The sequence below is a fragment of the Halomonas sp. hl-4 genome (assembly GCF_900215475.1).
GTDB lineage: Bacteria > Pseudomonadota > Gammaproteobacteria > Pseudomonadales > Halomonadaceae > Vreelandella.
Genome location: NZ_LT907845.1, coordinates 2,801,390 through 2,815,258 on the forward strand (window position 1 = coordinate 2,801,390; position 13,869 = coordinate 2,815,258).

Below are 13,869 nucleotides of genomic sequence, written 5' to 3' on the forward strand. Positions count from 1 at the left end.
GTGGTTTAGCCGCGAGGCAAGAGGATGTATACAGCACAAGGCAGGATCGAACAAAGTGAGCTGATGACGGAGTACATGCCACTGGTAAGACGTCAGGCCTTGACGCTTCAAGTCAGGTTGCCAGCCAGCATTGAGCTGGACGACTTAATCCAGGCGGGCATGATGGGTCTATTAGAGGCCCTAGGACGCTTCGATGCCACTCAGGGCGCTACCTTTGCGACGTTTGCTAGTCAGCGCATTCGCGGCGCCATGGTGGACGAGTTGCGCACCCGCGATTGGTTGCCCCGCAGCGTCCGGCGCTCTGCCCGGGCCGTGGATGAGGCTGTCAGGCGATTGGAGCAATCGCTGGGGCGCGCCCCTGAAGAAGCAGAAATTGCGGCCTCGTTGGATATGCCGCTCGGCGATTATCAGCAACTGCTGCATGACACTAATAGTGGGCAGTTGCTGCCCTTCGAAGAGTTGGTGGCCGATGGCAGTGAGCCGTATAGCCGTGAGGCGAGTAGTTCGCCGTTCGATCATTTGCTAGATGGCCAACAGCGGGAAACGCTAGTGGCCGCCATTGAGGCATTGCCCGAGCGTGAAAAGCTGCTTATGGCGCTGTATTACCAAGAAGAATTGAATTTAAAAGAAGTAGGTGCTGTGTTGGGCGTTACTGAATCACGCGTTTCCCAACTGCATAGCCAAGCGGTGAGTCGCCTGCGCGCAAAGTTAAACGATTCGGCGTAGTCGTGACGGCAAAAACGGCGGGGAACGCGCTGCTGTTTCAACACCCCGCGCTAACGCGTCCCGTATTTAATGCTTTAAGGAGCACGACATGAATCCATCGACGCTGATCGGTATATGTGCCAGCATCCTGCTGTTGGTAAGCGTCTTGTTTTTTACTGCTGAATCGCCGGAAAGCTTCTTCAATTTACCGGGGCTCGCTATCGTGGTCACCGGTACGCTTGCCGCCACCTTTATCAGCTATCCACTTAAAGAAGTGCTCCGTGTGGTGCGTTTGGTCGGGCTTGTCTTTCGCCGCGAAAATACCTATGTGCGTGACGATATCAACGAACTGGTTTCCATGTCGCGGCTATGGTTTAAGGGCGATGTTCGCGCCGTTGAGAGAGAGCTTGAACATACCCGCAACCCGTTTTTACGTACCGGTATCCAACTGGTTATCGCCAACACCAAAGAAGACGAAATCTTCGATATGCTGCGCTGGCGTATTGCGCGGCTAAAAGCGCGCGAGCATGCGGAAGCGCAAATTTTCCGAACCATGGCCACTTATGCACCGGCGTTTGGCATGATTGGCACGCTGGTAGGCCTGGTCAATATGCTGGAAGTCATGGATTCCGGCAATCTTGACGTCATTGGCCCGCGTATGGCGGTGGCATTGCTGACGACCTTCTATGGTATTTTGCTGGCCAATCTGGTGTTCAAGCCTGTCGCGGTAAAGTTGGAGCGGCGCACCGAAGAACGGCTGATTACCATGAATATGGTATTGGAAGGGATTTCACTGATTACCAAGCGCCGGTTGCCTTCCTTTATCGAAGAAACGCTCAATTCGTTCATCGCTAATTACCATGACGAAATCCGTGAACCTGACGTTAAGAAGCCGCGCACCCGCACAAGTGCTGCTGCCAAAGGGTAGCGGCCATGTTAGACAGGGATACGCGACAGACCTTAGAGGCGCCGCTGCTAACGGGTGGAGAGGATGATGGTTGGCTAACCAGCTACCTGGACGTGCTGACGTTATTGCTTACCCTGTTCGTATTGCTGCTTTCTTTGGCCCCGCCCGGCGGTAACGACGAGGGTGCCGCCGGCAGTGTCGCCGAGGTGTCTCCCGGCGCTATCGAAGACCTGCCCCTGGCCACCTTGGCCGCCGGTATCCAGCCGCGGCATAGTGGCGTGCAACCTCGCTTCGACGGCATTCGTATCCCCGGGGTGGACGTATCCCAAGGCCAGGAAGGCGTGACGCTGCGCATCAACGATAGGCTGTTATTCGATAGCGGGCGGGCGCAGCTTACCGGTCAGGGCCGCGATCTCATTGCCAGCCTAGTGGATGTATTGAATGCCTTTGAAGGGCAGGTATCCGTCGAAGGACATACCGACAATGTGCCCATTGCGACCTCGCGCTTCCCATCCAATTGGGAGCTCTCATCAGCTCGTTCCATCGCGGTGGTTCGCCATTTAGAAAGCCAAGGGCTCAATGTTGATCGCATGCGCGCCGTTGGCTATGCCGATACCCAGCCGATAGAAAACAACGCCACGTCGCAGGGACGAGCCGCTAATCGACGGGTTGAACTTGTGCTTAGGCAACCGTCAGCGCGCGAGTAAATAACCTCTTACAACCCTTACGAAGCCTGCTGACACAGGGCCTGCATGCGCGCCAGCGCTTTCCCTGCGCCCTCCAGGCTAAACGTCATATACCAAGGCTCTTCATCGCCTTGATCAAAGCCCAGGAATATCCGCTCACCGTCGCTCATGTCGGCGATTAAAGCGTCGATATCGTTTAAATAAAAGTGGGCATAAAAGCCGTTATCGGCGCGCTCGGTAATAAATTCGGCAACGCTGTTGAGTCGTTCGCGCTCATCGACGCGTAATCGCGCGGGTACCAGATCGACCGCCCGGCTTTCTCCTTGGGCGGCGTCCAGCTCAACGCGCATTTCCAGCCACGGCAAATCGCATACGCCTTGGGTGGCGTTGACGCTCAAGGTGGCATCCGAGTAGCTATGGGTCTCCACCGCACGAAAATGCCGCTCTTCACCGAGGGTCAATGACATTGACTGCCAGTGACCGTGGGCTTGATCGTCTTCGACGTTAAACGATACGGCATAAGCCGATGGCAGCGATAAGACCAACGCCGCGCCAAGCGCGGGGTAAGCAAGTGCTGAATAAAAGCGGGACATTAACGGCATGAACAGGCCCATCATCTGGAAAACCCTTAGCCTATCGTCTGATGGCCAAGGGCAAAAGACTAACGCGCTGATTTTTCTATATATGGTAGAAAAAGTGTGAAAAAACGGCCGATGTAGTGCAAAGTCAAGGCTATACTTCATTTGATTGCCCCGTATAATCGTGCTGATTAACGCGCCATTTCCACCGCCGTGAAGGAGTTTTGCGACATGAGTACTGCTACCCAGGCTATGAACACTTCGAACGATGTCCCACTGCAGGAGCCGTCGCGAGAAATTTGGGACGCTAAATATCGTCTCAAAGATCGTCATAGTCAGCCGGTGGATCAGGACCTGGGCGCAACCTTCGAGCGGGTGGCGAAAGCCCTGGCGGAGGTGGAAGGCGATAAAGCCGATGAGTGGCTGCCCAAATTTCGCTGGGCGTTGGAACACGGCGCGATTCCCGCCGGGCGAATCCTCTCAAATGCCGGCGCTGAAGCCTATAAGCCAGCGGTGAGCCTGATTAACTGCACGGTGTCGCGCACCATTCGCGATTCAATGCGCGATATTCTGGATTCCGTAGTGGACGCGGGCATGACGCTCAAGTCTGGCGCGGGCATCGGCTACGACTTCTCGACGCTGCGGCACAAAGGGGCGTTTGTGTTTGGCGCTGGCGCGGGCACCAACGGCCCGCTGGCGTTTATGGATATCTACGACAAGATGTGTTTCACCGTGGCCTCCGCCGGCGGCCGTCGCGGTGCGCAGATGGGCACCTTCGATGTCGGCCACCCCGACGTGCGTGAATTTATCCAGGCCAAGCGCGAGGCCGGGCGCCTGCGTCAGTTCAACCTCAGTCTGTTGATCACCGATGAGTTCATGGAGGCCGTGAAGCGCAACGCCGACTGGCCGCTCGCCTTCCCGCTGCACCCCGGTGAAAAAGACGACGTCAGCGCCGAGGACATCATCTACCGTGACTGGCCAGTGGTCGAGGAAGGCTACACGGTTGACGATGAAGGCCGCGTGGCCTGCCGAATTGTCGAAGTGATCAAGGCGCGGGAGCTGTGGGACACCATCATGTCCTCGACCTACGACTACGCCGAGCCAGGGTTCATCCTGATCGACCAAGTAAACCGCATGAACAACAACTGGTTCTGCGAAGATATCCGTGCCACCAACCCTTGCGGGGAGCAGCCGCTGCCGCCGGAAGGCGCGTGTTTGCTGGGCTCGGTCAATCTGACCAAGTTCGTCATTGAGCCGTTCAGTGACAAGCCCCGGTTTGACTGGGACCGCTACCGCCAGGTGGTGGCCATTTTCACCCGCATGCTCGACAACGTGGTCGAAATTGCTGGTTTGCCGCTGCCCCAGCAGCAGCGTGAAATTGAGGCCAAACGCCGCCATGGCATGGGATTTTTGGGCCTGGGCTCGACGCTAACCATGCTCAAGATCCCCTACGGTTCGCAAGCATCGCTGGCGTTTACCGAAGAAGTCAGCCGCCATTTGGCGCTTGAGGGCTGGAAGCAAGCGCTGGAACTTTCCCAAGAGAAAGGTATGGCCCCGGTGCTTGCTGAAGAGCACGTTATCACGCCGAAGATGATGCGCGAGCGGCCGCAGCTTGCCAAAGACGGCTACGAAGTGGGCGACAAGGTGCCGGGGCGTATTCTCCACGCCCGCTATAGCCAGTACATGGCCAAAGTGGCCGAGCTGGAGCCCGAACTGGTAGCCCAGCTTGCCGAGCACGGCGCACGCTTTACCCACCATAGCTCGATCGCGCCGACCGGTACGATTTCGCTGTCGATGGGCAATAACGCGTCTAACGGCATCGAGCCGTCGTTCTCGCACCGCTATTTCCGCAATATTATCCAGTCGGGCAAGAAAACCAAAGAGCAGGTCGAGGTAGTTTCTTTCGAGTTAGCGGCTTATCGTCACTTTATTGCCGCCGATGCAGTTGACAGTGACCTGCCCGATTACTTCATCACCGCCGACGCGGTGAGCCCTGAACAGCACGTCGCGGTACAGGCGGCGGCACAGCAATGGATTGATTCGGCGATCTCCAAAACGGTCAATGTGCCCACCGAATTTCCGTTTGAAAACTTCCAGGACTTGTATCTGCAAGCTTATGAAAGCCGTCTGAAAGGCTGCACCACCTTCCGCTTTAATCCAGAAGCCTTCCAGGGCGTACTGGTGCGCGAGGATGACCTGAAAAATACCACCTATGTGTTTGAGCTTGAGAACGGCGAAACCCTCGAGTTGACCGGCGATGAGAAAGTGGTATACGACGGCGAGGAGCATAACGCCGCCAACCTGTTTGATGGCTTAAAAGAAGGCACCTACGGCAAATGGTGATGCAGGACCAAGCCTCATCACGCACAACGCCCGCACACCTTTGCTAATTGGAGACCGTTATGACTGTTGAAATTACCTCAAAAATCGTCGGGTACCGCATCAAACAGCAAGAGCAGGCGGTGCCTGTCCGCGAACTGCCTGAAGAAGACCCGCTGACGGTGCGTATTCCATCGCGTCCGGAAGGCACGCTGGAAGCCGTCTCAGAAAAGATTTCCTACGTGGGCGCGGAAGGCCGCAAAAAAGTCTATTTGCTGGTGTCTTTCATGCCGGTGGAAGGCGTGGTCGGCGGCAAACGCGTGGTCATTGAGCGCCCGGTAGAGTTTTTCTTCCCTTCCGGCCAGCTCTCAAGCGAGCACCAGTGGATCACGGCCACCATGCGAAGCCTGTCGCTGGCGGCGCGCGGTGGCTATGTCACCCAGGCAGTGGCGGACTTGCGCAAGGTGGCCTGGGATAAGGGCTTGGTGCGTTGCGGCATGAACCGCTGGAACAAACCCATGTTCCATGATTCTGAAGTGGCCGCGATTGCCTGGTCGATTCAGCAAATTCTGTATCGCCGTGGCTTTTTGGACCAGGACGGCAACCAGGTGCCGGTGGAAAATTTAGTGGAACGTTACGCCCACCGCATGCAGCACGGGCACGCTTGGCAGCCGCCTGTCGATGAGGCCCCTGAAGAGGCCGCAAGCAGCGCCGTAGAACCTATCGGCAAAGGTAACGCTTCGACCAACACCAAAGGCAGCGGACCGGCCACCGTGGGCCACTGCCCGGAGTGCCGTGGCGAGTTGATCATGATGGATGGCTGCCCCACCTGCTACGCCGGGTGTGGCTGGTCGAAGTGCGGCTGAGCCGCTGAGATGATCGCCAAGTGACAACTAAAACGCCGCGAGTTAAATAAGCTCGCGGCGTTGTTATGCGTGGCGACTACGCCGTAGCGTCAAACAGAGGGCGGACGTTATCGGTCAGGTAGGCATCGTCAAACTCGCCTTCTACTGAGAGTGCATCCAGGTCGGGGATGGTGACGTTGTGGCGGTCACGGAACACCAAGCCGTCCTCGCTGAGAGCGCTGAATGTCCGACTGACATGCACCGGGCTTAAGCCCAAAATATCAGCCAGTTGCTCCTGGGAAAGCGGTAAACGAAAGTGGCCGCTGATATCGTCGTTGGTTTGGCGCAACCGTAAATACATTTCATGAAGGAAGTGAGCCATTTTTTGGCGTGCGCTGCGCCGGGCAATGTTGACTAGTCGTTCGGTCAATAGGGCTTGTTGACGGCTGCCAATGGCGAACATCACCGAGGTGAGTGGTAGCGACTGGCGGAATAGCTCCAGCATGCGGCGGTGGGGAAAGTGGCAGATAACCCCATCGTTGATCATGCGCACGTTCTCAAGGCGCTGGGCAAAGGCAAACTCGCGTAGGCCAATGATGTCCCCCGGCAAAAACACTTCCAAAATCTGTCGATCACCATTTTCCAGGTGACGATACGAATAGGCCCAGCCGCTTTTCAGCGTGCAGAACTCATTTGCCGCGTCGCCCATCTCCCAGAGTAGTGTGCCTGCTTTAATATCAGTGGGGCTCTCCTCCAGTGAAGTAAGGAGCTGTTTTTCTTCTTCAGTAAGCGAGCAGTAGTGGCTGAAATGCTTAATAATGCAGCTTTTTTCTTGGCCCACGGCTGATGACCTCTAAAAATTATTGGCGCTTAAAATCGATTATTCAGTCGACCACTACTATAAACGAAGCAGATGAAGAATGCGTCGCGTATGTGGTCTTAGCCTCGCCACAGGGGAGCGCATCAGCGCTCCTGTTATTGCCAACAAACGCCTGTCTGCGGCGATAGCAGCGTTAAGCGGACGCGCGCTGGTGTCGCGCCAGCAGCGGGGCCAAAAAGCGCCCGGTATGCGAGACTTTCTGCTTGGCAATCTGCTCGGGTGTGCCTTCGGCGATGATTCGACCACCCCCGGAACCACCTTCTGGGCCGAGATCGACAATCCAATCGGCGGTTTTGATCACATCCAGGTTGTGCTCAATCACAACGATAGTGTTGCCGTGATCGCGCAGGCGGTGCAGCACCGTTAGCAACTGGCGGATGTCCTCAAAGTGCAGGCCGGTGGTTGGTTCATCCAGGATATACAGTGTTTTACCGGTATCGCGCTTGGCCAGTTCGCGGGCCAGCTTGACCCGCTGGGCTTCGCCACCGGATAGTGTGGTGGCACTTTGCCCAAGGCGAATGTAGGACAGCCCCACATCGAGCAGCGTCTGCAGGCGGCGGGCAATAGCGGGTACCGGACTGAAGAATTCCAGCGCGTCTTCCACCGTCATGGCCAACACTTCGTCGATGGTTTTGCCCTTGTAATGGATATCCAAGGTTTCGCGGTTGTAGCGCTTACCCTTACACACATCGCAGGGCACATAGATATCCGGCAGGAAGTGCATCTCGACCTTGATCATGCCCTCGCCCTGGCAGGCTTCGCAGCGCCCGCCCTTGACGTTAAAGCTGAAGCGGCCAGGCTTGTAGCCCCGTGAGCGGGCTTCCTGGGTGCCGGCAAATAGCTCGCGGATGGGCGTGAAAATACCCGTGTAGGTCGCCGGGTTGGAGCGCGGCGTACGGCCAATCGGGCTTTGGTCGATATCGATCACTTTATCCAACTGATCGAGCCCTTCGATGGTTTGGTAGGGCGCGGGGGTGAGTGTGGTGGCGCGGTTCAGTTCACGCGCGGCGATGGGCATCAAAGTGCCGTTGATCAATGTCGATTTACCCGACCCGGAGACGCCGGTAATAGCGATAAACAGCCCCAGCGGAAGAGAAAGCGTCACATCCTGCAGGTTATTGCCAGTCGCGCCGCGCACCACCAACTGTTTTTCCGGGTTGCCGGGAATGCGGTAGGGCGGCACGGCAATTTCCCGGGTGCCGGAAAGGTATTGGCCGGTCAGTGAGTTGGGATTATCCATGACGTCCTGGGGCGTGCCCTGGGCGACAATCTCGCCGCCATGAACGCCTGCACCAGGGCCGATATCCAGCACGTGGTCGGCCGCGCGGATGGCTTCTTCGTCGTGTTCAACCACAATCACGGTATTGCCCAGGTCGCGCAGCCGCTCAAGGGTTTTCAGCAAGCGGTCGTTGTCGCGCTGGTGCAGGCCAATTGACGGTTCGTCGAGGATGTACATCACGCCGACCAAACCCGCGCCGATCTGGCTGGCCAGGCGGATACGCTGGGCCTCGCCGCCCGATAGGGTGTCGGCGCTGCGCTCCAGGTTGAGGTAGTCCAGCCCGACGTTGACCAGAAACTCCAGGCGAGCGTGGATTTCATTGACGATCTTATCGGCAATCTCGCCTTTGCGGCCTGGTAGGCTAAGGTCGGCAAAGTAGTGCCATGCGTCGCCAATCGGCAACTGCACCATATCGGCAATGTTACGGTCGTCGACGTAAACGTGGCGCGATTCTTTGCGCAACCGCGAGCCACTGCAGGTGGCGCAGGACTGCACGGCAATGTATTTGGCCAGGTCGTCGCGGACCATGTTGGATTCGGTTTCCCGATAGCGGCGTTGCATATTGGGCAGCACGCCTTCAAAGGCATGCTCACGGGTCACCTTACGACCGCGGTCACCGACGTAGACAAATGGGATGGTCTCGTCGCCGCTGCCGTTGAGAATAATCTCCTGCTCGTGACGGGCAAGCTCATTCCAGGGCGTTTCCAGCTCAAAACGATAGTGTTTGGCAAGCGCCTGAAGCTGGGTGAAATAGTAAATATTGCGCCGGTCCCAGCCTTTAATAACGCCTTCGGCAAGCGATAGCTCCGGATGGCTGATCAGCTTGGCAGGGTCGAAGTACTGCTGTACGCCCAGACCATCGCAGGTGGGGCAGGCTCCCGCCGGGTTATTGAACGAGAACATACGAGGCTCAAGCTCAGCCAGCGAGTAACCGCACACCGGACAGGCAAAGCGTGACGAAAAAGCCAAGTCCTCCTGTTCGCCGTCCATGAAGTGGATCATGGCGGTGCCGTCAGTTAGGTTGAGCGCCGTTTCGAATGACTCGGCCAGCCGCTGGGCGAGGTCGTCGCGGACCTTGAAACGGTCAACTACCACGCTAATGTCGTGCTTTTTGCGCTTGTCCAGCGGGGCGATATCGTCCAGCTCAAGCACCTGACCGTCGATCAAAGCGCGCACGAACCCTTGAGAACGCAGTTCCGCCAATAACTGTAGGTGCTCGCCTTTGCGGCCTTTGACCACCGGGGCCAACAGCATCAGTTTGGTGCCTTCGGTCAGGTTCATCACCTGATCAACCATCTGCGAGATGGTTTGGGCTTCGAGGTCTTCGCCGTGTTCGGGGCAGCGCGGCGTGCCCGCACGGGCAAACAGCAGGCGTAGGTAATCGTAAATTTCGGTAATCGTGCCGACCGTCGAGCGCGGGTTATGCGAGGTGGATTTCTGCTCAATGGAAATCGCCGGTGACAGCCCCTCAATGTGATCCACATCGGGCTTCTCCATCATCGACAGGAACTGGCGTGCATAGGTAGAGAGCGACTCCACATAGCGGCGCTGTCCTTCGGCATACAGGGTGTCAAACGCCAACGATGATTTACCTGACCCCGAAAGCCCGGTAATCACAATCAGCTTATCGCGGGGCAGTTCCACATCGATCTGCTTGAGGTTGTGGGTGCGTGCACCCCTGACCAGAATGCTGTCCATCAACACCTCGAATCGCGCGGCAAAAGCGTGATTATACGTTTCTCGGCCCCCTCCCGGCAAAGCGGTTTCGCGAGTCTAGGGTGTGTGGACGTTTCGCCTGATCTCCCAACACGCTAGAATGAACGGCTATCTTAGCCCCCTGCGGGCATTTACCACTGACGGTGATTATCCTAAGGACTACCCCAAGGGCTTTATGCGCAAGGTTTCCGCACTGTTGTTGGCCTCTGAGCGCCGTGCCATCAGCGGCCTGGCGGGGCTCTATGCGTCCCGTATGCTCGGCCTTTTCATGGTGCTGCCGGTGTTGGCGCTGTATGCCGACACGCTGGCAGGCTCGACGCCGCTGCTGATTGGCGTGGCCCTCGGGGTTTACGGGTTGACCCAAGCGATCCTGCAAATTCCTTTTGGGTTATGGTCCGACCGGATTGGTCGCAAGCGTGTCATCGCCTTCGGCCTGGTGCTGTTTGCGTTGGGCAGCGTGGTGGCGGCGCTCGCCGATTCCATCGGCGCAATGATTGCAGGCCGAGCCTTGCAGGGTAGCGGCGCGGTGGCCGCCGCAATTATGGCGCTGCTGGCGGATCAGACCCGCGAGCAGGTGCGTACCGCGGCGATGGCCACCATCGGGTTGTCGATTGGCGTGGCGTTCGCCCTGGCCATGGTGATCGGGCCTTGGTTGGCGGCGTGGGCTGGGCTAGCCGGTGTGTTCTGGCTGACGGTGTTGCTGACGCTGCTGGGTTTAGTCGTGCTGTGGCGCTGGGTGCCACCCGCGCCGCGCCGTGTGCGTCACCGCGATGTGGGCATGGACCGCCAGCAGCTGAGAAGCGTTCTGGGGCGCCCGGATCTATGGCGTCTCGATGTATCGATTTTTGCCCTGCACTTTGTGCTGATGGCCATTTTTGTGGCCGTGCCTTTTCGCTTGCTTGAGACGGGCATCAGCGCCGCGCATCATGGCTTAGCCTACTTGGTCATCATGGCGCTTTCATTTGTGGCCATGCTGCCGTTGATGATCGTGGCCGAGAAGCGTCAGCGCATGACGCGTATTTGTGTGCTGGCGATTGGCGCGATTGCGGTTAGTCTGGCGGGTTTGGGGCTGCCGGTATCGCAAGGCTATTGGCTGTTTCCCTGGCTGTTTGTTTTCTTTACCGGCTTTAATCTGTTAGAAGCAACGTTGCCGTCGATGCTCAGCAAGTTGGCACCGGCCGGGGCAAAAGGCACGGCCATGGGCGTCTACTCTACCAGCCAATTCTTGGGGGCGTTTTTAGGCGGTACCCTGGGCGGTGTGCTGGCCAACTACGGAGGTCTGGACGCGGTATTTCTCGGCTGTGCACTGCTGGCACTATTATGGTGGGGCGCGATGTTGAATATGCCCTCTCCGCCGCCGCTCACCAGTGAAGTGGTGGCATTGCACGACACTGAGGCCGATACTATGCATGTGTTGCTTGAGCACTTGGCGGATGTGGCAGGCGTTGAAGATGTCATGGTCGTGCCCGAAGAGCGTCTAGCGTATTTGAAGGTCAATCGACAGCAGCTTGATCAAGCGGCGCTTGCTAAGCTGGTAACGCCCCCCAAATCGTAAACGGGGTGAGGTAGTGGCGCGTCGCTGGGACGCTGTCGACGTTTATCGATATCAATTGAAAGGAGCGCCTTATGGCTCGTGGCATTAACAAGGTCATTTTAATCGGCAACCTCGGGCAGGATCCTGAGGTACGGTTTACCCCCTCCGGCACTGCGGTCGCTAATCTCAACCTAGCAACCAGCGATACCTGGACGGACCGTCAAAGCGGTCAGCGCCAGGAGCGTACCGAGTGGCACCGGGTGGTGATGTTTAATAAAACTGCCGAGATTGCCCAGCAATATCTGAAAAAAGGCTCCAAGGTTTACATTGAGGGCCGCCTGCAAACGCGCAAATGGCAAGACCAAAACGGCCAGGACCGCTATAGCACGGAAATCGTCGCTAACGACATGCAAATGCTGGATTCCCGTGGCGGTGATTTCCAAGGCGGCGGCGCGGCGCAAAATAATTATGCGCAAGGTAGTCAAGGTGCCCCTCAGCAGGGTGGCCAACCTCAACCGCCCCAGGGAGATCAATACGCCGGGCAAGGGGCGCCTCAGCCACAGCGAGCGCCACAGCAAAGCCAGCCAACACCGCCGCAAGGCCAACAAAACAATCAATATGGCGCGCCTGATCCTGGTAATTTTGATGATTTCGACGATGAGATTCCGTTTTAAGTGACGGTCAATGACGCGAGTGAAGGTAAGGGAGACCGGCCGTCTTGAAGCTTTTGATACTCGATGCGGGGCACTGCTTAAGTTTAGCGCTGGCGCGTGAAGCAAGCCGTCGCTCTGATACTGAGCTGGTAATTGAACAAGCGACGCAGGTGAGCGCGGAGCGCCTGCGGTCAGTGTCGCCGGATGCGGTGATCGTTCCGCCCTTGGCCCATCCTTTAAACATGGCTCCGGCCGACGTTAAAGCGCATGCCGATGCCGTGGAGGTGTGCCTGGAGGCTTGCCTGGCAGAAGGCGTTGCGCTCGTCTGGTGCGTATCTGATCAGCTGTATGAAGACGGTTTCGACGTGCCCATTGACGAGCATGTCGTGCCGGCACCCAGGGATGAGTGTCTGCGTCGTTTGGTGCAAACCGGCAATCGCATTCGAGCAGATTACGACCGTCATTTAATTGTTCGCCTGGGGCCGTTGTTTGCGCTTGAGGGCAGTCATGCGTGGCTAAATGAGTTGCTGGACAGCCTGGTAATGGGCGACAGCGTGCGGGCGGCAGAAGACGTTATTTTTTGCCCCACCTCGGCGGATGCCGTAGCGCTTGCCCTGATCGGCATGCTGCAGCAGCAGTCCTGCGGTGCGGACGCGTGGGGCGCCTATCACCTAGCCGGCACCGAGCCTGTCAGCGCCTTTACGTTTACCTCCATGGTGAGAACCCAGCTGTCGACCCACCTGGAAGGGCGTGGCGAGCAAGTGACGCTAGGCGACGTCCAAGCGCTAAAGCATCACCACGATGCCAAACTACGGCGGGTGCTAAATTGCCGCCGGGTACTGGATGTCTTTGGTGTGCATCAAAAGCCGTGGCGTTTGGAAGTTGGGCGGATGCTCGATGCATGGTGTTTAACCCGGGACCATCAGGGTGTCGACGACACAGGAGCGTCGTCTTGATGCAAGTGGTTCGTAGTGTGATTTTTTACGTAGGTTATTTTGCCGCCTTATTAGTGATTGGCGCGCTGTTCTTGCCGATTGCGCCCTTTTTGCCCCTGGCAGGGCGCTATCGCCTGCTGAATTTATATAATTATTTTCTGATGTTTTGGTTCCGCGTCGCCTGCGGTGTGCGTTATGACATCCAAGGAAAGCACCACTTGCCTGCTGGGCCCTGTGTGATTCAGGCGAACCACCAGAGTGAATGGGAAACGGTTTTTTTGCAGGTGATGAAGCCACCGGTATGTACCGTGTTGAAACGTGAATTACTGCGTCTACCCATCTTTGGCTGGGGGTTACGTTTACTACATCCGATCAGCCTGGACCGCTCCAAGCCAGCGCGAGCCATTAAGCAAGTGCTGAGTCAGGGCGTCGCGCGGCTGAACACAGGCCTTTCAGTACTGATTTTCCCTGAAGGTACCCGGGTCGAGCCTGGCGAGCGCAAGCGCTACAACAAAAGCGGTAGCGTTGTCGCCTGCCGGGCGGGTGTGCCGGTATTGCCCGTGGCCCATAATGCAGGAGAGCGTTGGCCGGGTCGCCACTGGGTCAAACGCCCCGGGGTGTTGCGCGTACGCATTGGCGAGCCGATCGAAACCGCTGGACGAACCTCAGACGAAGTGCTGGCCGATGTGGAGGCCTGGATAGAAGCCCAATTGGTAGATATTTCGGATGTGCCCAGGCCACAGTAACGGCTTACGGGGTTGTTAACACAATAAAAAACGCCGCCCTATGAATGAGTAGGGCGGCGTTTTTTTGGGCCTATCGAGTGGTTACT

At 57.4% G+C, this 13,869-nt stretch carries 12 protein-coding genes; 9 read left to right on the plus strand and 3 right to left on the minus strand.

The genetic code is table 11. From position 1 onward, the window contains the following. Nucleotides 1–24: 24 nt before the first annotated feature. The 3 genes from CPH17_RS13265 to CPH17_RS13275 all read left to right on the plus strand — a co-directional run bounded on the left by CPH17_RS13265 (nucleotide 25) and on the right by CPH17_RS13275 (nucleotide 2,319). The gene (locus CPH17_RS13265; protein WP_074397921.1) at nucleotides 25–726 is read left to right on the plus strand and encodes an RNA polymerase sigma factor FliA; all 702 of its coding nucleotides are present in this window, start codon (nucleotides 25–27) and stop codon (nucleotides 724–726) included. An 88-nt stretch (nucleotides 727–814) separates the two neighbouring features. Beyond that, entirely contained in the window at nucleotides 815–1,633 is an 819-nt protein-coding gene (locus tag CPH17_RS13270; RefSeq protein ID WP_074397920.1) for a motility protein A, read from the plus strand. Nucleotides 1,634–1,638: 5 nt separating this feature from the next. Continuing rightward, nucleotides 1,639–2,319 carry an OmpA/MotB family protein gene (locus CPH17_RS13275; RefSeq protein ID WP_074397918.1) on the plus strand — a complete coding sequence of 227 codons (681 nt, stop codon included), beginning with the start codon at nucleotides 1,639–1,641 and terminating at the stop codon, nucleotides 2,317–2,319. 17 nt (nucleotides 2,320–2,336) lie between these two features. Here CPH17_RS13275 and CPH17_RS13280 read toward each other — a convergent pair whose 3' ends face one another. Next, complete coding sequence (locus CPH17_RS13280; protein WP_096300952.1) at nucleotides 2,337–2,900, minus strand: hypothetical protein; 564 nt, start codon at nucleotides 2,898–2,900, stop codon at nucleotides 2,337–2,339. 207 nt (nucleotides 2,901–3,107) lie between these two features. Here CPH17_RS13280 and CPH17_RS13285 point away from each other — a divergent pair, with 207 nt between their 5' ends. Together CPH17_RS13285 and CPH17_RS13290 are read left to right on the plus strand one after the other, a co-directional pair. Then, nucleotides 3,108–5,219, plus strand: coding sequence for an adenosylcobalamin-dependent ribonucleoside-diphosphate reductase (locus tag CPH17_RS13285; RefSeq protein WP_074397917.1), 2,112 nt, complete (start codon nucleotides 3,108–3,110; stop codon nucleotides 5,217–5,219). A 59-nt stretch (nucleotides 5,220–5,278) separates the two neighbouring features. Then, nucleotides 5,279–6,061: a ribonucleoside-diphosphate reductase gene (locus CPH17_RS13290; RefSeq protein ID WP_074397915.1), complete on the plus strand. Its 783-nt coding sequence runs from the start codon at nucleotides 5,279–5,281 to the stop codon at nucleotides 6,059–6,061. Between the two features lie 76 nt (nucleotides 6,062–6,137). On the opposite strand, the gene CPH17_RS13295 is transcribed toward CPH17_RS13290, so the two are convergent. Both CPH17_RS13295 and uvrA read right to left on the minus strand, forming a co-directional pair. Continuing rightward, nucleotides 6,138–6,881, minus strand: coding sequence for a Crp/Fnr family transcriptional regulator (locus CPH17_RS13295; RefSeq protein WP_074397913.1), 744 nt, complete (start codon nucleotides 6,879–6,881; stop codon nucleotides 6,138–6,140). 172 nt (nucleotides 6,882–7,053) lie between these two features. Then, entirely contained in the window at nucleotides 7,054–9,897 is a 2,844-nt protein-coding gene (uvrA, locus tag CPH17_RS13300) for an excinuclease ABC subunit UvrA (RefSeq protein ID WP_074397911.1), read from the minus strand. 193 nt (nucleotides 9,898–10,090) lie between these two features. Here uvrA and CPH17_RS13305 point away from each other — a divergent pair, with 193 nt between their 5' ends. The 4 genes from CPH17_RS13305 (at nucleotide 10,091) to CPH17_RS13320 (ending at nucleotide 13,783) form a co-directional block, all read left to right on the plus strand. Next, nucleotides 10,091–11,470: an MFS transporter gene (locus CPH17_RS13305; RefSeq protein WP_074398586.1), complete on the plus strand. Its 1,380-nt coding sequence runs from the start codon at nucleotides 10,091–10,093 to the stop codon at nucleotides 11,468–11,470. 71 nt (nucleotides 11,471–11,541) lie between these two features. Further along, the gene (gene ssb, locus CPH17_RS13310) at nucleotides 11,542–12,123 is read left to right on the plus strand and encodes a single-stranded DNA-binding protein (RefSeq protein WP_074397910.1); all 582 of its coding nucleotides are present in this window, start codon (nucleotides 11,542–11,544) and stop codon (nucleotides 12,121–12,123) included. 44 nt (nucleotides 12,124–12,167) lie between these two features. Continuing rightward, entirely contained in the window at nucleotides 12,168–13,058 is an 891-nt protein-coding gene (locus CPH17_RS13315; protein ID WP_074397908.1) for a sugar nucleotide-binding protein, read from the plus strand. Further along, a complete protein-coding gene (locus tag CPH17_RS13320; protein WP_096299838.1) occupies nucleotides 13,055–13,783 on the plus strand; it encodes a lysophospholipid acyltransferase family protein in 729 nt (242 codons plus the stop codon). Before CPH17_RS13315 ends, CPH17_RS13320 begins: the two co-directional genes overlap by 4 nt. Nucleotides 13,784–13,869 lie beyond the last annotated feature (86 nt).

Coding starts and splice junctions, on each gene's coding strand:
- CPH17_RS13265 (WP_074397921.1), top strand. CDS start 25: ATGTATACAGCACAAGGCAGGATCGAACAAAGTGAGCTGATGACGGAG.
- CPH17_RS13270 (WP_074397920.1), top strand. CDS start 815: ATGAATCCATCGACGCTGATCGGTATATGTGCCAGCATCCTGCTGTTG.
- CPH17_RS13275 (WP_074397918.1), top strand. CDS start 1,639: ATGTTAGACAGGGATACGCGACAGACCTTAGAGGCGCCGCTGCTAACG.
- CPH17_RS13280 (WP_096300952.1), bottom strand. CDS start 2,900: ATGCCGTTAATGTCCCGCTTTTATTCAGCACTTGCTTACCCCGCGCTT.
- CPH17_RS13285 (WP_074397917.1), top strand. CDS start 3,108: ATGAGTACTGCTACCCAGGCTATGAACACTTCGAACGATGTCCCACTG.
- CPH17_RS13290 (WP_074397915.1), top strand. CDS start 5,279: ATGACTGTTGAAATTACCTCAAAAATCGTCGGGTACCGCATCAAACAG.
- uvrA (WP_074397911.1), bottom strand. CDS start 9,897: ATGGACAGCATTCTGGTCAGGGGTGCACGCACCCACAACCTCAAGCAG.
- CPH17_RS13305 (WP_074398586.1), top strand. CDS start 10,091: ATGCGCAAGGTTTCCGCACTGTTGTTGGCCTCTGAGCGCCGTGCCATC.
- ssb (WP_074397910.1), top strand. CDS start 11,542: ATGGCTCGTGGCATTAACAAGGTCATTTTAATCGGCAACCTCGGGCAG.